The organism is Providencia burhodogranariea DSM 19968, from assembly GCF_000314855.2.
Classification (GTDB): Bacteria; Pseudomonadota; Gammaproteobacteria; order Enterobacterales; family Enterobacteriaceae; genus Providencia; species Providencia burhodogranariea.
Genome location: NZ_KB233223.1, coordinates 66,288 through 85,863, shown reverse-complemented (window position 1 = coordinate 85,863; position 19,576 = coordinate 66,288). Strand labels below are relative to the sequence as shown.

The 19,576-nt window shown below is 40.8% G+C and carries 14 protein-coding genes and 3 tRNA genes; 5 read left to right on the top strand and 12 right to left on the bottom strand.

The genetic code is table 11. The annotated features are described in order from the left end of the window. Window positions 1-20: 20 nt before the first annotated feature. From miaA to tsaE, 4 genes are read right to left on the bottom strand one after another with little or no spacing between them, the layout of a single operon-like run. Complete coding sequence (miaA, locus tag OOA_RS11080; RefSeq protein WP_008912236.1) at window positions 21-962, bottom strand: tRNA (adenosine(37)-N6)-dimethylallyltransferase MiaA; 942 nt, start codon at window positions 960-962, stop codon at window positions 21-23. Then, complete coding sequence (mutL, locus tag OOA_RS11075; RefSeq protein WP_008912235.1) at window positions 955-2,913, bottom strand: DNA mismatch repair endonuclease MutL; 1,959 nt, start codon at window positions 2,911-2,913, stop codon at window positions 955-957. The genes miaA and mutL overlap by 8 nt, the downstream gene beginning before the upstream one ends. Window positions 2,914-2,925: 12 nt before the next feature. Beyond that, window positions 2,926-4,215, bottom strand: coding sequence for an N-acetylmuramoyl-L-alanine amidase AmiB (gene amiB, locus OOA_RS11070; protein WP_008912234.1), 1,290 nt, complete (start codon window positions 4,213-4,215; stop codon window positions 2,926-2,928). A gap of 14 nt (window positions 4,216-4,229) precedes the next feature. Beyond that, on the bottom strand, window positions 4,230-4,694 hold the full coding sequence (gene tsaE / locus OOA_RS11065) for a tRNA (adenosine(37)-N6)-threonylcarbamoyltransferase complex ATPase subunit type 1 TsaE (protein ID WP_008912233.1): 465 nt from the start codon (window positions 4,692-4,694) through the stop codon (window positions 4,230-4,232). 322 nt (window positions 4,695-5,016) lie between these two features. Between tsaE and queG the strand changes: the two genes are divergently transcribed. Continuing rightward, window positions 5,017-6,174 carry a tRNA epoxyqueuosine(34) reductase QueG gene (queG, locus tag OOA_RS11060; protein ID WP_008912232.1) on the top strand — a complete coding sequence of 386 codons (1,158 nt, stop codon included), beginning with the start codon at window positions 5,017-5,019 and terminating at the stop codon, window positions 6,172-6,174. Window positions 6,175-7,007: 833 nt separating this feature from the next. On the opposite strand, the gene OOA_RS11055 is transcribed toward queG, so the two are convergent. From OOA_RS11055 to orn, 4 genes are all read right to left on the bottom strand, one after another. Beyond that, window positions 7,008-7,083 (bottom strand) — tRNA-Gly (locus OOA_RS11055). Window positions 7,084-7,122: 39 nt separating this feature from the next. Continuing rightward, window positions 7,123-7,198 (bottom strand) — tRNA-Gly (locus tag OOA_RS11050). Between the two features lie 40 nt (window positions 7,199-7,238). Next, window positions 7,239-7,314 (bottom strand) — tRNA-Gly (locus tag OOA_RS11045). A gap of 364 nt (window positions 7,315-7,678) precedes the next feature. After that, window positions 7,679-8,221 (bottom strand): oligoribonuclease, encoded by a 543-nt coding sequence (gene orn, locus OOA_RS11040; RefSeq protein ID WP_008912231.1) that lies wholly within the window; start codon window positions 8,219-8,221, stop codon window positions 7,679-7,681. Window positions 8,222-8,337: 116 nt separating this feature from the next. Here orn and rsgA point away from each other — a divergent pair, with 116 nt between their 5' ends. The 4 genes from rsgA (at window position 8,338) to OOA_RS11020 (ending at window position 14,518) form a co-directional block, all read left to right on the top strand. Beyond that, on the top strand, window positions 8,338-9,390 hold the full coding sequence (gene rsgA, locus OOA_RS11035; RefSeq protein WP_008912230.1) for a small ribosomal subunit biogenesis GTPase RsgA: 1,053 nt from the start codon (window positions 8,338-8,340) through the stop codon (window positions 9,388-9,390). Between the two features lie 315 nt (window positions 9,391-9,705). Continuing rightward, window positions 9,706-10,623 (top strand): archaetidylserine decarboxylase, encoded by a 918-nt coding sequence (gene asd, locus OOA_RS11030; RefSeq protein WP_008912229.1) that lies wholly within the window; start codon window positions 9,706-9,708, stop codon window positions 10,621-10,623. A gap of 148 nt (window positions 10,624-10,771) precedes the next feature. Further along, window positions 10,772-14,113, top strand: coding sequence for a miniconductance mechanosensitive channel MscM (gene mscM, locus OOA_RS11025; protein WP_008912228.1), 3,342 nt, complete (start codon window positions 10,772-10,774; stop codon window positions 14,111-14,113). 75 nt (window positions 14,114-14,188) lie between these two features. Beyond that, window positions 14,189-14,518: a hypothetical protein gene (locus OOA_RS11020; RefSeq protein ID WP_008912227.1), complete on the top strand. Its 330-nt coding sequence runs from the start codon at window positions 14,189-14,191 to the stop codon at window positions 14,516-14,518. A 159-nt stretch (window positions 14,519-14,677) separates the two neighbouring features. On the opposite strand, the gene OOA_RS11015 is transcribed toward OOA_RS11020, so the two are convergent. The 4 genes from OOA_RS11015 to recQ form a co-directional block, all read right to left on the bottom strand. Continuing rightward, the gene (locus tag OOA_RS11015; protein ID WP_008912226.1) at window positions 14,678-15,466 is read right to left on the bottom strand and encodes a tetratricopeptide repeat protein; all 789 of its coding nucleotides are present in this window, start codon (window positions 15,464-15,466) and stop codon (window positions 14,678-14,680) included. A gap of 385 nt (window positions 15,467-15,851) precedes the next feature. Beyond that, window positions 15,852-16,661, bottom strand: a complete 810-nt coding sequence (gene yigL / locus OOA_RS11010) for a sugar/pyridoxal phosphate phosphatase YigL (protein WP_008912225.1) — start codon at window positions 16,659-16,661, stop codon at window positions 15,852-15,854. Window positions 16,662-16,674: 13 nt separating this feature from the next. Continuing rightward, window positions 16,675-17,670 (bottom strand): lysophospholipase L2, encoded by a 996-nt coding sequence (gene pldB, locus OOA_RS11005; RefSeq protein WP_008912224.1) that lies wholly within the window; start codon window positions 17,668-17,670, stop codon window positions 16,675-16,677. Window positions 17,671-17,686: 16 nt separating this feature from the next. After that, window positions 17,687-19,513, bottom strand: coding sequence for an ATP-dependent DNA helicase RecQ (recQ, locus tag OOA_RS11000; RefSeq protein WP_008912223.1), 1,827 nt, complete (start codon window positions 19,511-19,513; stop codon window positions 17,687-17,689). Window positions 19,514-19,576: the final 63 nt, after the last annotated feature.

Below are 19,576 nucleotides of genomic sequence, written 5' to 3'. Positions count from 1 at the left end.
ATTGTACACAAACAATAGCCCTATGCACGAATAACCTGCATAACAGCCTTAAGCGCTTGCTGCGGTTGTTCACTATCTAACCAATGAACATTCTCCCAGCTTCTTAACCAGGTAATCTGGCGCTTTGCCAATTGGCGTGTTGCACAAATTCCCCGATAAACCATTTCATCATAATCTATTTCATTTTCTAGATATGACCACATTTGTCGATACCCTACACAACGAATCGAGGGCAAGTCGACATGAAGATCACCACGTTCATGAAGAGTCTTAACTTCTTCTTCAAAACCAGCTTCTAGCATCTGATGAAAACGTTGTTCAATGCGCTGATGTAAAATTTTACGATCTTGAGGCGCAATAGCAAACTGATACACATTATAAGGTAATTCTTCGCCCGCTGTTTGTGTCATTTCAGTCAAAGTTCGCCCTGAAATGAGATATACCTCTAAAGCCCGGGATAATCTTTGTGGATCATTAGGATGAATCCTAGCTGCAGCAATTGAATCAACTTCAGCTAAACGACGATGAATTTCAGACCAACCTTGTTTTTCTGCAATGGATTCAATTTCTGCACGAACTACAGGGTCAGCAGAAGGTAAAGGTGAAAGTCCTTCTAACAATGCTTTAAAATATAGCATTGTGCCACCTACAAGTAATGGAATCTTACCTTGAGAAGTAATTTCATCCATCACATTTAATGCGTCTCGCCGGAAATCGGCAGCAGAATAAGGTAAAGAAGGATCGAGGATATCGATCATGCGATGAGGAGCTAAGCTAAGCTCTTCAGCATTTGGCTTTGCTGTGCCAATATCCATACCGCGGTAGACTAATGCCGAATCGACACTGACTATCTCTACAGGTAAATGTTGACGTAGGGCAATTGCCAACGCAGTCTTACCTGAGGCCGTTGGCCCCATCAAAAACATTGCACTTGGCTTTTTCTGAGTTACTAGATCACTCATTTGTTAGTGTAGCTACCACGGATTCTAAATTAATTAATTGTAATAATGTTGGTGACGGCTTTTTGACATACTGCGGACAAAGCCGCTCAACATCTGCGAGTAATTGAACTGCCTGTGCTAAGCTCCAGCTTTCTTGTACTTTTTCTCGTGAAACTGTATTTGCAAGCCATTGTGCAACATCTTGATGAGTTACGCTCTCTTTTTCCGACAAAAAAACCAATAAATTGGAAAAAAGCTGAGATAAATTTAGTGTTCTTAACGGTAAAGATACCGCATGAATAGTTACTTTTCCATGAGATATCGTGGCATCAATGCCAAATAATGTTAATTGTTCCTTGTTCTGCTGAAAAACCGTAATTTCACTAGGACTAAGTGATAATTTTAGCGGGATCAACAATGGCTGAGGTTTCAATGCTTCACCATCAGGTAATAGTTGCGCTAACTTCAATAAATAATTCGCTTCAGGTAAGGATAACAGCATTAGACCTAATGAAGACTCAATTAATGCAAAGTTTTTTGCGTAAATTGTCAATACCTTACCAAAAGTATAATTATTGGTATTTTCTTTAATTGATTCAGAGGAAGCAGTCGAAACGGCTAAAGGCTGTCGAGTGGGAAATAAGGGTTGTTTATCTTCTTGAGTAACAGGTACAGACATTAGAGCTTGGTAAAGTTGCCCAGATTTTCGGTCATAAGCTGGTGCTGATGGCTCAAACCCGATTTTTTCTCGACTAAAACTTGCCAATGCTGTCGATGAGCTAGAAGGTCTTGATGAAACTGAACGTGTTTTTTCAACTTCAGAACGATAATCTTTCTGTGGCTCTTTTGTACAGGTTGTGCGCGCTGTTTCACTTTGATTTGGCACCGCCGTAGGTGCAAAATAGTTATCTCCAGCCGAAGTCCGGTTTGCCAATTCACGCGTCACTGGCTCTATTCCCAGGAGTTCATCAGATTCATATGCATTGAGTAACGCAGTACGTACTCCTTGATAGATAAAATCATGCACTAACCTAGCTTGATGAAAACGAACTTCATGCTTAGCTGGATGGACGTTAACATCAACCTGTTGAGGGTCAATGGTTAAATAGAGCACATAAGCAGGCTGTTGATTATCATCAAGGTGGCCTTCATAAGCTTGACGAATAGCATGGTTAATTAACCTATCGCGCATCATCCGTCCATTGACATAACAGTACTGAATGTCACTAACGGGCCCATTCGAAGGTGAAACCACCCAGCCCTTAATACCTAAGTCGCCATGTTGCCAAGAGATTGCCAACGCGCCTTGCATAAAGCCAGTTCCACAAATCGTCGCTAGTCGACGCTCCTGCTGAGCTTCATCGTGTGCAGCACGATATTGCTTAACGAGCTTACCATTATGATTCAAATTAATAGCAACATCGGGACGGGAGAGTGCAATACGCCGGACAATTTCGTCAATATGACCAAATTCTGTTTTTTCTGTTCGCATAAATTTACGTCGTGCAGGCGTATTATAGAACAGATCTAAAACTTCAACTGTCGTTCCATTTGGGTGAGCGGCAGGTTTTACCGTCACAGCCATATCACGACCTTCTGCGTAAGATTGCCATGCCTCGCTTTGCTCGGCGGGTTTTGAAGTTAATGTCAGACGAGAAACTGAGCTAATACTTGCAAGTGCCTCACCACGAAACCCCATGCTCATGATAGCTTCAAGGTCATCTAATGTGGCTATTTTACTTGTTGCGTGACGTGCTAAGGCGAGTATTAACTCATCTTTACCTATCCCACTACCATTATCGCGAATGCGGATCAGCTTCTCCCCTCCGCGTTCGATATCAATATCAATACGCGTTGCTCCAGCATCAAGACTATTTTCAACCAGTTCTTTAACTACCGAAGCAGGGCGCTCAACAACTTCACCTGCCGCTATTTGGTTGGCAAGTTGAGGAGAAAGGATCTGTATTCCCATAACCTTAACCTCTTATTTAGGCGCTGCTTGCAAAGGGTTTGCAATAAAATATTGCCTTAGCCCTTGATGGATAGCCTCAGCAACTTTTTCTTGATAATCGTTGGATTTAAGTAATTGCTCTTCTGCTGCATTACTAATAAACCCAGTTTCTACAAGAATAGAAGGTATATCTGGTGAACGTAATACTCCAAGGCTAGCATGCTCTGGGCTACGTTTATGAATGTTGCCTACTTTTCTTAATTGCTGGATCACTTTCACCGCCACGTCATAACCAACGCGTTGTGAATGACCAAATTGTAAATCGAGTACAGCTTGGCTCAAGTAAGGGTCAGCTCCGCTCAATGCATCACCAGCACCACCTAACAGCTCTGATTGTTTTTCTCGTTGCTCAAGCCAGCTACCCAATTCACTATTAGCACGACGATTCGAGAGAACCCAGACAGAAGCTCCCCGTGCACTGCTATTTGGAGCGGAATCAGCATGGATAGACACTAGCATATTGGCACTTTTCTTACGGGCTACGTCAGAGCGCCCGCTGACTGAAATAAAATAGTCTCCATCACGAGTCATTACTGGCTTAAACATAGGGTCTGCCGCCAATTTTTCATATAATTTACGCGACACACTCAATGTAACATCTTTTTCACGATAGCCATTTTTACCAATCGCACCGGGATCTTTCCCACCGTGCCCCGCATCAATCGCAATAACAACCTGCTTAGTGCCCTTAGGCATAGTTTTATTTTTAATGGGTACTGGCACCACTGCTGGTGTACTCATTTTTAATGGCTTATCTTGCACTGGCTGCGCACTATTTTTGGGGGGTTGTACTGGTTGAGCAGTATTATTGAATGAGGTAGGCGCACGTCCTTTCCCTGTCGTAAGGCTAAGTACTACCTGATATTGCCCAGAGACTTGTTTCACAGATGCTTGCACTTTTGCTGCTTTTGATAATTCAAGAACGATACGTTTATGATTTTTGTCAGCGGGTTGACTTATACGAACAATTTTAACCAGATCACCTGCCGGCAATTTCATTGGTAGTCCAACAATTTCGCCATTTTGTTTAATATCAATAACCAATCGCTCTGGCGAATGCAAAGGAAAATATTTGTAGTCAGGGCTGCCATCCGCAAAGGTTAATGCCACTTGCGCATGCAATGGGCTATTATCAACCTGAATGTTCGATAAAGTGGCGGCTTGTACTTGTTGTACAATTACCCCTAGCGCAAAAATCATCAATAGCAGTAAGAAGGAGAAAATACTCCTTTTTGTTATTTTTTTTGGCAATGCATTCATCATGAGCAATATATCCCTTAGAGTGCTTGTAATGCTTCTAACAATAACTCCCCATTTGCAGAAAAAGCAATAAAGTGAGCCTGACGCCCTTCATCCTGATAAGTTAGATGGAGTTCAAGATCTGGTTCTGGTAGAAAGCCTTTACCTTGCTGAGGCCATTCCACTAAACAGATCGTTCCTGGGGCAAAATAATCACGGATCCCCATAAATTCGAGTTCTTCTGGATCTGCTAGACGGTAAAGATCAAAGTGAAAAACTTGTCTATTAGGGAGATCATAAGGCTCGACTAATGTATACGTCGGGCTTTTTACATGACCTTGATGCCCTAAAGCTTGCAAAAAGCCACGACTAAATGTTGTCTTACCCGCACCTAAATCACCATACAGATTAATCACAGCACCTTGTTTGCATGCTTTCGCGATTACTCGTCCCAAAGCCACGGTTTGCTCTTCATTCGCAAGTTGTAAAATGCGTTCTTTCATGGATTATTCAATCAACTTTATAGGTCAGTATCGATATTAGCTTCTATAGTAACCTAAGCTGCTCCATTTTTCTTAATTTACATTACAGAAATATTCAGATCAGAGATATCGGATAAACGATTAATTCTTGTTGGGGCAATACCTACGCCGACTCGTCAAGCCCTTCCGATAAGTTAGCCTGTATGATCCTCAATTCGCTCAGTTAACAGCACACGCTAAGGCTTAAAGTATAACGGGTATCCATTGTCTATTTTGTGAAATCCAACGAGCATGATAAAGTGCGGCAGCAATATTGCTGAGCTGAACTTCCGTATAAAATCTGATGGCAACACTTCTCGACTTCAACCTTCTCGCAAAAAATATCAAACAATGGGGCATTGAAATTGGCTTCCAGCAAGTTGGTATTTGTGACACTGACCTTTCACTCGAAGAGCCCAAGCTACAAGCTTGGCTAGATAAGCAATATCATGGAGATATGGAGTGGATGAATCGTCACGGCATGATGCGAGCAAGACCCCATGAATTACATCCAGGAACACTTAGAGTCATTAGCGTCCGTATGAACTATCTACCAGCAAAAGCCGCATTTGCCAGTACGCTAAGTAACCCTGAACTTGGCTATGTTAGCCGTTATGCCCTAGGCCGAGATTATCATAAACTTTTGAAGAAACGTCTGAAAACTTTAAGTGACCGTATTTTAGAGTATTGTCATGAACATGCTTGCTCAGATGATCTCAATTTTCGTCCATTTGTTGACTCTGCACCGATTTTAGAACGTCCCCTCGCTGTAAAAGCAGGATTAGGCTGGACAGGGAAACACTCATTGATCCTCAATCGCGAAGCGGGATCTTGGTTTTTCTTAGGCGAGTTACTCGTCAACTTGCCCCTCCCTGTCGACCAACCAGTAGAAGAGCAATGTGGCCGCTGTGTAGCTTGTATGACAACTTGTCCAACAGGAGCCATAGTTGAACCTTATGTGGTTGATGCTCGTCGTTGTATCTCTTATCTCACTATTGAGCTTAATGGCCCTATCCCTGAAGAATTCCGCCCTCTAATGGGAAATAGAATCTATGGTTGTGATGATTGCCAGCTTATTTGCCCATGGAATCGTTTTTCTCAACTTACTGACGAGGAAGATTTTAGCCCAAGGCGTGCTTTGCATACGCCAGAATTACTTGAATTGTTTAGTTGGAGTGAAGAAACGTTTCTTCGAATTACTGAAGGATCGGCAATTCGCCGTATTGGTTATTTAAAATGGCTTAGGAATATAAGTGTTGCACTTGGCAATGCCCCCTACCAAGACACTATTATCAGTGCTTTGCGAGCTCGCTCAGGAATGGGAGAAATGTTGGATGAACATATTCAATGGGCAGTACAGCAGCAATTAAATCGCAGGGAAGAAAATCAAGTTACTATTCAAACTTCACAGCAGAAACGACTTGTACGCGCCATATCTAAAGGTTTACCTAGAGATGCTTAAAAATAATACACTCTTATATCTTTAAATAATAAAAGTAAATCCAGTGTGAATAAAATAAAATTTGCTTAATTGACAATGAGTAAAGAATTTACAAGCCATGTCACCCACATTTTAAATAAAAAAAATTTTATATATAATTCAGCTATATAAATATTTTCTTAATACAGTGTTTTTTTAAACTAAGAATAAATACGTGCACATGCAACCTGTGGATAACTCTGTGCAATAAAGTATTACAGACGCTAACAGGCGCCATGATTATCGTTTTATATTGTGGATAACTTGATAACAGTAGGAAACTAAGTAAATTGCCGTTTTTTATCACTAAGAGTAAAAGTAAAGTTATAAAAATTTATGGTTGAAACAAGATATTAACTGAACACGTAAAAAAATATACTTTTACATATCATTATAACCAAAATTACAACAATCAGGGTACTTATTGATAGTCCCTATTGGCGAAGGGTGGCTATTCTATGGCGGTCACTCAGCGAATGCAAGTAGAAATATCCACAAGATCACAAAAAGATCATAAAGAGTGCGATGATCGCTTATTAATGTATTTTCATCTTAAAATAACTCGCATTACCAATATGACGATCCAAATAAAATATTCTTATAAATCATCCAACAAGGATTAAGTAAAGGTGCTTATTTTATTTAATGTCGACAATATGATTATAAAAGGTTTGAAGGTTTGAAGGTTTGAAGGTTTGAAGGTTTGAAGGTTTGAAGGTTTGAAGGTTTGAAGGTTTGAAGGTTTGAAGGTTTGAAGGTTTGAAGGTTTGAAGGTTTGAAGGTTTGAAGGTTTGAAGGTTTGAAGGTTAAAATTTTGGAGCGGGAAACGAGACTCGAACTCGCGACCCCGACCTTGGCAAGGTCGTGCTCTACCAACTGAGCTATTCCCGCATTTGGATAGGTTACTACAACTAAAACACTAAGTAAGATTGGAGCGGGAAACGAGACTCGAACTCGCGACCCCGACCTTGGCAAGGTCGTGCTCTACCAACTGAGCTATTCCCGCATACCGAAAATAGTGTTCTAGCTAAAACATTAAGAGAGTTTGGAGCGGGAAACGAGACTCGAACTCGCGACCCCGACCTTGGCAAGGTCGTGCTCTACCAACTGAGCTATTCCCGCAAAACTACATCTTTTTGCTTTGTCGCACAGATGAAAAAACTTCACCGGTACGGGGAGCGCATTATACGAGAAATTACACGACAGACAAGACCTCAGGCTAAAATTTTTCATTTTTTTGTTTGTTTGCTGATAAAAACAGCATTATGATGGTTTTATCGACACCGAGAGTAAACTTTTGATTTCAATCGGTTAACATCTGTTACTTTTGAACATAAATAATAAACAACTAACACTTAATTCAATTCGTAGTTGATCTCATATCAAACCATTTATCGGAATCTTCAGTTTCAAAAAAATAATAGGCCACCCTTAGGCAGCCAATATAATTAATCAATTGATTAAATTAATAATTAATTTTCGAGTGTTATTTAATAAACGTTTCACGATAATAAGCTAATTCAGCGATAGACTCTCGAATATCATCTAATGCTTGATGTGTACCTTTCTTTGTAAATCCAGCCAATATCTCCGGTTTCCAACGGCGGGCAAGCTCTTTTAAGGTACTCACATCAAGATAACGATAGTGAAAATAGCTTTCAAGCTCAGACATATAGCGGAATAAGAAACGACGGTCTTGACCTACACTGTTACCACAAATCGGAGATACACCTTTTGGTACCCATTGCTCTAAAAACTCAATGGTTGCCTGTTCAGCCTCACGTTCCGCAAAAGTACTATTTTTTACACGCTCAACAAGGCCGCTTCCCGTATGTGTATTTACATTCCATTCATCCATCAGAGCAAGCTGCTCTGGTGTTTGGTTAACAGCAATCACAGGCCCTTGAGCTAAAATATTAAGTTGACTGTCTGTCACTATTGTTGCGATTTCAATAATACGATCACGCTCAGGATCGAGGCCGGTCATTTCTAAATCGATCCAGATTAAATTATTCTCATTCTTTTGCATCATATACCCTAACTTGATCCAGTGGAGTTCGTGTATGATAACGCGTTTGAGGTATCTACGCGATCCACTCAAGCAATCAAAAATAAAATCCAGCCAACAAAGTGAAGAGAGGTCAGGTGGCTAAGCAGAAACTGTCAAAAGGCCAGCAGCGCCGCGTGCAGGCAAATCATCAAAAACGACTGAAAAAGCAAAATGTTACTGAAATTGATGACAGCCAGTTAGGTGAAGCGCAAGAAGGTTTAGTGATCAGCCGATTCGGCCAACATGCTGATATAGAAGCTCTTGATGGAGCAGTGCAGCGTTGTAATTTACGCAGGACAATTTCATCTCTTGTCACGGGAGATCGAGTTGTTTGGCGCCCAGCCCTGAACACACAAGCCGATATCAAGATTAATGGTATTGTTGAAGCCGTTCACGAACGTCATTCAGTACTAACTCGGCCTGATTATTATGATGGGCTCAAACCTATTGCCGCGAATATCGACCAAATCGTCGTTGTTTCTGCTATTTTGCCTGAACTTTCACTCAATATTATCGACCGCTATTTAGTCGCTTGTGAAACCTTAGGTGTTAAACCGATCATTGTGCTAAATAAAATTGACCTATTAGATGAAGAAAATCGTGAATGGGTCAGTGAATTAATGACGATTTATAGCGATATCGGCTATCAGGTGCTTGAGGTATCTGGTCATACTAATGAAGGAATGGAAGCACTTACTAACGCTCTAGTCGGTAAAATTTCAGTCTTTGTCGGTCAATCTGGGGTTGGTAAATCCAGCTTATTGAACGGACTTCTACCCAATAAAGAGCACGCGATTTTAGTCAATAACGTTTCAGATAACTCAGGATTGGGTCAACACACAACGACAACATCAAGACTGTATCATTTCCCACAGGGAGGTGATGTTATCGACTCCCCTGGTGTGCGTGAATTCGGTTTATGGCATCTTTCTACGGAACAAGTGACACAAGGATTTGTCGAATTTAGAGAGTACTTAGGAGGTTGTAAGTTTCGTGATTGTAAACATATCGATGATCCCGGCTGCCTTCTACGTGAAGCGACAGATAAAGGGAAAATAGCTGAATCACGCTTTGAAAATTATCACCGTATTCTAGAAAGTATGGAACAAGTTAAGCCTCGAGGTAATTTCACAGGAAAAGATAAGTAAAAGCTGGTTAGATCTCGCGATATACAAGTCTTAATCCTAATTACTTGTTGAAAGTACATGCAGGTGAATCTTATAACCCAAATCACGGTGTTATCTATACCCTCGGTGTTTATCATGGAAATAGCTTCGCTGACTTTCAGAGTACTTCCTTACTTATTAATTCCTTATAAGTAAGGAAGTACTCACATTATGTATTCTACTCAACGAATTAAAAGTAAAGATTTCTAAGCTCATCGAAACAAAATAGCCTATTTAAAAAAGCAAAGGTACAATGACTCCTTTTTGCTAACTGGCCTTTACAAATTTGAGGTTAACGTGCTGGATAAGATTAAAATACGTTTACAATATATGCTTCCTAAACAAGGGCTTACTCAACTTGCTGGCTGGTTTGCCAATAAGAATGCAGGCTTTATCACCCAATGGGCTATAAAGCTGTTCGCTAAAGCATATAAAGTGGATATGAATGAAGCACAAAAAAGTGAATTCACTGCTTATGCAACGTTTAATGATTTTTTTGTTCGCCCATTAAAAGAAGATGTTCGTCCGCTGGTCGCTGAAAGCCATCAATTAGCTCAACCTGCTGATGGAGCTATCAGCCAATTAGGCCCCATTCAAGATGACCAAATTTTCCAAGCTAAAGGCCATAATTATACCGTCGAAGCTTTACTTGCTGGTAATTATCAGCTTGCGAATAAGTTCCGTGGGGGCGAGTTTATAACAACGTATTTGTCACCTCGTGATTATCATCGTGTGCATATGCCATGTGATGGATTATTGACGGAAATGATTTATGTTCCAGGTGATCTATTTTCAGTGAATCCACTGACAGCAGCCAATGTTCCTAATCTCTTTGCACGTAATGAACGTTTAATTTGTGTGTTTAAAACCGATATGGGACTGATGGTTCAAATTTTAGTGGGCGCCACCATTGTCGGTAGTATTGAAACGGTATGGAGTGGCTGTGTTAATAATCAACGTGAAGGCATTATCAAGCGTTGGACTTATCCAGAGCAGCTCACTGAAAATGCAGTCTTCCTCAAAAAAGGTGAAGAGATGGGCCGCTTTAAGTTAGGGTCAACCGTCATCAATCTGTTTGAGCCAAATGCAATTCAGTTTAACTCTTCACTGATCCCAGGTTACGCTACACGTATGGGTGAATTGCTTGCTGAAGCAGTAGCACATAAAACGTCAGCTAACTCAAATGCTGAACCTGAGTTGCATGTAGACGCATAAGACTGCATGCTAAGCTATCCGATTAGCATTATCATCGGATAGCTAATTAAAATATCTACCTATACCTCATTTCATGTGGCTTGAAGTATCACATGTATAAACTGGAATGTAGTTATCCTCTATTAATTGCTTGAAGGAGCTCCTTACTGTGCGTTTGATTATCAGTTTTTTTTTCAGCCTGTTAATCGCCTTCTCTGCTGTGGCGGCACCTAATGTCACGCTAAATGAAGCACAGATTAAGCAGGAGCTTTCTCAACTTGATCCCAGTAAAAATCCAAAAGATGCTGAGATTGCTCAAGCATTACAAGGAACACTAAACTGGATTAGTGATACAAAAGCGTCTGACGCTAAAGCCAAATCCTACCAAGACAGCATTGATAATTTTCCTAAAATTATTAATGGATTAAGAAAAGAATTACTTAATGAGAGTGATGAACCACTAGCGATCTCCAAAAATATAGGCTTATCTGAACTTGAACAACGAATTGTTCAAGTTAGCAGTCAACTTCTCGAAGAAGGCCGAAAGACACAACAAGAACAAGATAAAGGTCGTGAGATAAGTGAATCGTTAAGTTCCTTACCACAACGGTTATCAGAATCACGCCGTCTCCTTTCGGAAGCCACTTTTCGCTATCAATCGTTAAATACACCCGCTACACCTTTAGCCGAAGCGCAAGCTATGCTTGCCCAGTCAGAAATAAACGCCCGTAAATCAGAAGTTAATGCGTTAGAAATTGCACAGTTATCTGCTAATAACCGCCAAGAAATTTCGCGAGTTTCTTTGGAACTTTCGAAAAAACGCTACAACCGCCTTGAACTCGAATTACAAAAATTACGTGAAGTGCAGAACACCTTACGACAACAAAAAGCGGTGCTAGCGTTAGAGCATACCGAAATGCTTGCTGAGCAAGGTGAGCTGACCCCTTTTCTTACAGAACAAATCGATATTAACCGCAAGCTATCCCAAGAACTGACAGACCAAGCGGCACGAATGAGTGTGATCAGTTCGAGCCAAACTAAAACCTCTTCAAGTATACAAAATGCTCGTCAAGCATTAACAACTATTAGAGAACAAGCCCAATGGTTAGATGGCTCAAGTACCTTGGGCGAAGCGCTACGTACCCAATTATCAAGCTTACCCGAGATTCCAAAAAACCAACAAGTTAGCCGTGATATGGCTGATATTCGCGTTCAGCGGCTCAACTATGAAAAAATGTTTGATAAGCTATCAAGCATGGATACGGTTACAGAAGATAGTGAGAACGATTTAAGCCCCGCACAAGCTCAGGTTTACGCATCACTAATCAAAACCCGAAAAGAGCTGCTATCAGCCCTTATTTCTGGTTTTGATACCGAAACATTAGAATTAACTAAATTAAACGTTGCAACAAGCCAGCTAGCAGATGCTTTAAAAGAGGTCAAAGATGCCTCTCGTCGTTATCTATTTTGGGTTGCTGATGCACCTCCGGTGAGCCTTAATTACCCAGTTCTCTTGGTCACAGATATTACTCAGTTACTGTCGTTAGATACCTTATCTCAATTAACTCTAGCACTAAAAGTGATGCTAACGACTCAAGATACTTTTCTTTATCTATTCGGGTCGATAATTTTAGTTATTTTTAGTATTAGTACGCGTAAACATTATCAGGACTTCCTTGACCGCGCGAGTTTACGCATTGGTAAGGTCACTCAAGATCACTTTTATCTTACAGTTCGTACCATTTTCTGGTCCATTATTGTCGCACTACCCTTACCTATGATGTGGTCTGCCATTGGCTATGGTTTAAAAAGTGCTTGGCAATACCCGATGGCAGTCGCCATTGGCCATGGAGTTAGTGCGACTACGCCTGTGCTATGGTTATTTATGATCAGTGAAACCTTCTCTCGCCCAACAGGATTGTTTATTGCTCATTTTGGCTGGAATAAAGACTCTGTTAAACGTGCGATGCGCCACTATCGACTCGCAATTTTCGTCATAGTACCTTTGATGATGTCGCTGATTACTTTCGAATATTATCGTGATAGAGAGTTCGCACCAACAATAGGCCGCTTCTGCTTTTTACTACTGTGTTTCGCACTAAGTTTAATGACCAACAACTTACGGCGGACTCAAGTCCCACTCTATCTCGACAGGCATGGCTCAGGAGATAACCTGATCAACAAAGCCTTATGGTGGATGTTACTTGTCGCACCTATTGTTGCGGCATTTTTCTCTTTATTAGGTTATTTCTCGACTTCACAGGCTCTTCTAGCACGATTAGAGACATCTGTTGCGATATGGTTTGTATTATTAATTGTTTACCATACCATCAGGCGTTGGATGTCTATGCAACGCCGTAAACTTGCCTTTGAGCGAGCGAAGCAGCGCCGTGCGGATATTTTAGCCCAGAGGGCAAAAGGGGAAGACGATACACTGTCATCTAGTGCCAGCGGTGAAGGTTCGATTGATATTGAAGAACAAGTGATCGACCTCGATGCGATCAGCGCACAGTCTGTCGGATTAGTCCGCTCCATTCTCACTATGATTGCACTGGTTTCACTGATTTGGCTGTGGTCTGAACTGCATACTGCATTTTCATTCCTTGAAAATGTTCGCTTATGGGATGTGACCTCGACGATCAATGGCGTTGATACGGTTCAACCGATCACCATGGGGTCAATTTTTATCGCGATATTAGTCATTGTTGTTACTACGCAACTCGTTCGGAACCTACCGGCTTTACTTGAGTTAGCCGTACTTCAACATTTAGATTTAACCCCTGGTACTGGTTATGCAATTAGTACACTCACCAAGTATTCAATTACCATTATAGGAACCATTGTTGGCTTCTCTATGCTTGGGATTGATTGGTCTAAATTACAATGGCTTATTGCCGCGATGGGGGTTGGGTTAGGTTTTGGTTTACAAGAAATTTTTGCCAACATTATCTCGGGTTTGATGATTTTATTCGAAAAACCAATCCGTATTGGTGATACCGTCACAATCCGCAATCTCACTGGTAGCATCACTAAAATTAATACCCGTGCGACCACTCTGACTGATTGGGATAGAAAAGAGATCATTGTACCAAATAAAGCCTTTATCACTGAGCAATTCATTAACTGGTCGTTATCAGATACCGTGACACGTATTGTTATGACGATCCCTGCACCAGTGGATGCAAGTAGCAAGCTAGTGACTTCGATCATATTAACGGCAGCTGAGCGTTCAACCATGATTTTGGAAAACCCAAGCCCAGAAGTTTATTTGGTCGATTTACAACAAGGTATTCAGATTTTTGAATTACGTGTATTTGCGGCAGAGATGGGGCATCGTTTGCCTGCACGCCATGAGATCCACCAAAACATATTGGCAGCCTTTGCGGAACAAGGTATTACTCTGCCATTCCCACCATTCCAAGCACGAGTCGATATACGAGAAAATGCACTACAAAGTGCAACTAATAACCTTGCAAATCGCAACCCACCTCGTACATCTGGTGAGCTTTAGCCATCAGTGGATGATCAAGGGGAGTTCCCTTTGGTCATTTTACGAATACAAAAAAATTACCTTTAGGACCGTGAAATGAAGGCGTTATTGAAACCACAAGATGAATTGATTATGTTGCGGATCACTCAATTTGAGAAAATCGGTTCAATTCTATTTTTTCTGATCCCACTGGTAATTCTGCTTGTTGTTGGTAAATCTTTCGCAGTGAAGATACTGTATCTTTGGCAAGCTTTAAGCCTGTTATATATCGTCGTTTACCGTATGTTAGTACGTAGACTATCAAGTAAAGAGTTACAGATAAATATCCGTCGAGGATGGGGTTATAACCGCTTTTATCGCTTGAGTTGGGCTTATCTCGTATTATCCGTGATAATCATGCTGGGATACCAAATTGTATCTTTATAAACCGACAAGGTATTAAATCATTCAGAAGGATGTCGGGTGTTCAATGGTGATTAATTAATCGAACAAAAGAAAGTTATCATTTTGCTCAATTAATTGGTACAGCAAAAATAAATTTACATACAAAAAAACCGATTTGCATCATATTTCCAATTCACTGTTTTAGCTGGCTTTAAATCCATAAGATTGAATGTAATTATCGGCTAATTTTTGTGCTTGTTTCAATTCGCTATCACTGAGTTGATTTGCAATTTTCTCCTGCAACTTATGACTTTCTTTATTACCACTGTAAACCGCTGTAGATAACCATGCATATGCTTGTTGAAGGTTTTTTTTCACACCTTTACCTTCTGAATACATCACACCTAAACGATCCTGTGATTTTGCATCACGCTGTTGAGCAGCCTTACGATACCAAAATACTGCTTTTGTATTATCTAAATCGACACCATTGCCAACGGAATACATTTGAGCGAGGTTAAATTGCGCGATGACATTCCCACCTTGTGCTGCCTTTTTAAACCAATAAGCTGCTTTTTCGATATCTTGTGTAACGCCTAGTCCTTGAGCGTACATCGTCGCCATATTAGTTTCTGCGCGAGTATCATTTTGTTTCGCTGCTGCTTCATACCAAAGAATAGCTTTGTCATAATCTCGGCTTACTGCAAAGCCATTCACATACATGGTACCTAATCTGAATTGTGCATCTGCATTGCCTTGGTTGCCTGCTTTAATAAACCATTGCGCTGCGACCTTAAAATCTTGTGAAACGCCTTTTCCTGTAAAATAGCTTTCGCCAAGAAGAAATTGTGCTTTAGGATCGCCATTTTGCGCAGACAGTGTGATTTGTTCTAGTGTCTGTTGTGATGGAGCAGAAGTTTCTGGTATTGCAAATAATAGGGAACTGTAGCAAACCGAACTAAATAATAATGCTAACGCAATTTTTTTCATCCTAAAAAACCCTCAACAGAACAAAATACCGACTGAGAAAACAATGTATTCCCTTATTTTTAACTCATTTTTTGTAAAAAACTATCCTAAGATTATCCTTGATTTTTTGTATGCCTAAAAGAATTTATATTGATACCCTTAGAAAAATGCAGATATTTATATGAAAAAACCAATGAGTATAAATAAAATAATAATTTGAAAGATAATCGAAATAGTTTAATTCCACTTTGCATTTTAAAAAATAGGATATAGGATAAGTAACAGCTTTTTCCCTTTAACGCATTTTTAGCTATACCTATAGCCAAAAATAAAGGCTGGAAAGAGTCCTTTACCAGCCTTCTATTCTACACTGTAACAACGCATAGTTACGCAAAGTTAAGAATAATTATTTATTTAAATAATATTTTCTCAAGTAATGAGCCACTGCGTCATCAGCGTTAGATCCAATCACTTCAAGTTGAGGTAACTCATCTTTCAACATCTGATGTGCATTTTCCATAATGCAGCCTTTACCTGATATAGCTAGCATCTCTTTATCATTCATACCATCACCAAAAGCGATACAATCATGAGCTTGATAACCTTGAAGTGCCGCAACTTGTTGCAATGCTTCCCCTTTCGACACAACGCCCGCCATCACCTCAAGGCAGTTACGTAAGGAGAAAGTGACATTGACACGATCTTGCCAGCGCTGGCGTATACGGTTTTGTAAATCGACCAACATATCGTGATCTTCACTGGTAAAATAGACTTTACATACGTCAGATGTGTCAAAATTATGGCGATCATAAACGGTATAATGAAAAACTGATTCTTTAAAAAATTCTTTTTGCTCCGGACTTTCCCGATTAATAAACCAATCATCACCACCATAATAATTAGTTACAAGATCTGGATGGTCAAATTCCATCAAACACAGTTCATGTGCAATATCAGAGTCAACATTATGCTTAAAAATCAATTCACCTTTCATATTATGCACGCGAGCACCATTTGATGTAATCATATAGGCGTCAATACCTAAACCATCTCTAATCTGTGCAACATCAACATGGTGGCGACCTGTTGCAAATACAAAATGGATATCCTGTGTTTGCACCAATTTCTTCAAAGTTTCTTTCGTAAAAGATGTTAAATCATGATTGGGAGATAAAAGTGTACCGTCCAAATCAGAAGCGACAACCGGATATTTCATAAAAGATTCCTAACTAATACTGCTCAAAAAAATCACAGATTGCATTCAGAGCCATCGCCCTTAGTGCATCGACTTCAAACAGGATTTCGTGGTGTGCCCCTTCAATCACGAGGGGTAATTTTTCTTCTCGTCCTATTTGCGCTTTTTGCCGACTTTGACAAAAAGCTAGTAGCTCTCGATTGCTGACCACCTTTTCTTCGCTGGCTTCTAACAGCATCAGTGGTACATCAATTTCTCCCGCTTTTGCAATTAGCTCATCACCCATTGCGAAGCTTTCTCGTAGCCAATGATAAGTTGGCCCACCAAGACGTAACTCAGGATAGTCTGCGTAATAGCGTAAATAGCGCCGATAACGTTCCTGACTGTGTGTAAGCACATTAATAAGATAAGGTAAGGGCTGCCATTTTCCTGTCGAAGCGGCATAGTCATTGCGCACACTTTGGCGTGATTCTGCCCTTTCGACAATAAAACTGGCTAACCAGCGAGGCATCGGTAAATTAATGCCTATCATAGGCGCACACATTGCCGCTGCATCAAAGGTTACTTTATCTCGTAATAAGTAACCGCCAAGGATAGCGCACCCCATTGAGTGGGCTAATGCATAACATTTGAGATAATGCCGACATTGCACTTCAAGTTCAACAAACTTTGCAAAATCATCAATATAATCAGTAAATTTCTCAACATGCCCTTTCTGAGGATCTGTCAACATTCGACCTGATCGCCCTTGTCCTCGATGATCAATAATGAAAACATCAAAACCAAGATGGAAAAAGTCATAAGCAATTTCAGGGTATTTAACATAGCTTTCACTACGCCCAGGAGAGATAATAATCGCTTTATTATGTTTAGATTGAATAAAACGAACATAACGAATCGGAACATCATCAACCCCTAAAAATTCGCCTTCTTCTCGCAGTTGCCAGAAGTCTAAAAGTGGCCCGTTGGTAAACGCTGAGAATTGCGTTTCACGAATTAACCAACTCTCTTTTAGCTTTTTAGGGGTCATCAGCTCTATCCTCTCGTCATTCGTAACCTTCAAGATGGTCTCGGATCAATGCCATAAAAGCATCACCAAAGCGTTCAAGTTTTCGTTCTCCAACGCCATTGATCAGCAGTAGTTCAGCAGGAGATGTTGGGCAGTGCTCTGCCATTTCAATCAGTGTTGCATCATTAAAGACCACAAATGGGGGAATATTATCTTCATCTGCGATTGATTTACGCAATTTACGCAATTTAGCAAATAGCTTCTTATCATAATTGCCACGATAAACTTTGTTTTGCTGATTACGGCTTTTCGTGACTAACACGCGCGGTACTGCAAGTCGCAGTGAGGACTCCCCACGCAATATCGGCCTCGCGGCTTCTGTCAGCTGCAATGCCGAAAAATGGCTAATATTTTGTGTAATCATGCCTAAATGAATCAATTGGCGGAGTACACTCACCCAATGTTCATTGGTTTGCTCTTTGCCGAGGCCATAAACTGGCAATTTATCATGGCCTAAATCACGTATGCGCTGATTATTAGCTCCACGCAATACTCCAACAATATAGCCGATACCAAAACGCTGACCAACACGATAAATGCACGAAAGTGCTTTTTGTGCATCCACCAGCCCATCATACTGTTTGGGTGGATCTAAACAGATATCGCAGTTACCACAAGGAGTCTGTCGATTTTCACCGAAATAATTAAGTAAGACGAGGCGGCGACAAGTTTGCGCCTCTGCAAATGCAGCTATTGCATTAAGCTTATGACGCTCAATATCCTGCTGCACCCCCGCAGGCTTCTCTTCGAGACAACGGCGTAACCAAGCCATATCCGCTGGGTCATAAAATAAAATCGCTTCGGCTTCAACACCATCACGTCCTGCTCGCCCAGTTTCCTGATAGTAAGCCTCGATATTACGAGGGATATCGAAATGTGCAACAAAACGCACATTCGATTTATTGATACCCATACCAAATGCAACAGTTGCCACAACAATTTGTAGATTATCTTTTAGAAATGCATCCTGTACCCACTCACGCTGTTGGCTATCAAGCCCTGCATGATAGGCAGCCACACTAAGTCCACGTTTTTGCAAGCGTTCAGCAGTCTCTTCAACTTTATTACGACTGTTACAGTAGACAATACCCGCTTTACCTTTTTGCGCCTTGATAAAAAACCACAATTGTTCAAGTGGCTTATATTTCTCAACTAATGTATAGCGAATATTAGGCCTATCAAAACTGCTGACTTGTACTAGTGGGTTATCTAATGCAAGTAAACGAATGATATCCGCACGCGTGGTTTCATCAGCAGTTGCTGTCAATGCCATCACGGGTACATCAGGAAAATGCTGCCTTAGTTGACCAAGTGCACGGTATTCAGGACGAAAATCATGGCCCCATTGTGAAATACAGTGTGCTTCATCTACCGCCAGTAACGCAATATTCCAATTTGCAAGTTGACTGAGAAAATAGTCTGTCAGTAGTCTCTCAGGTGCTACATATAGTAGCTTGAGATTTCCTTGAGCACATGAATCCATTACCTCACGTTGCTCTTGAGGTGTCTGGGACGAATTCAGGCAGGCAGCATTAATCCCGTGAAGTCTCAGTTGATCGACTTGATCTTTCATCAATGAGATTAGTGGCGAAACCACGAGTGTCACACCGTCTTTTACTAGCGCGGGAACCTGATAGCACAGAGACTTACCGCCTCCTGTTGGCATTAACACTAAGCTGTCGCGATTATCAAGAATAGCGCGAATGACAGCTTCCTGCCCCGGGCGGAAAGACTGATAACCGAAAGTACTGTTAAGTATGCTTTCAGCGAGTGACAGTTGGGAGATCACTTCAGCGGTAGACACGCGAATCCTCAAATTACGAACAGATAGCTGCTCATCGGAGCAGCTAAAAAATAGCAGGTTAAT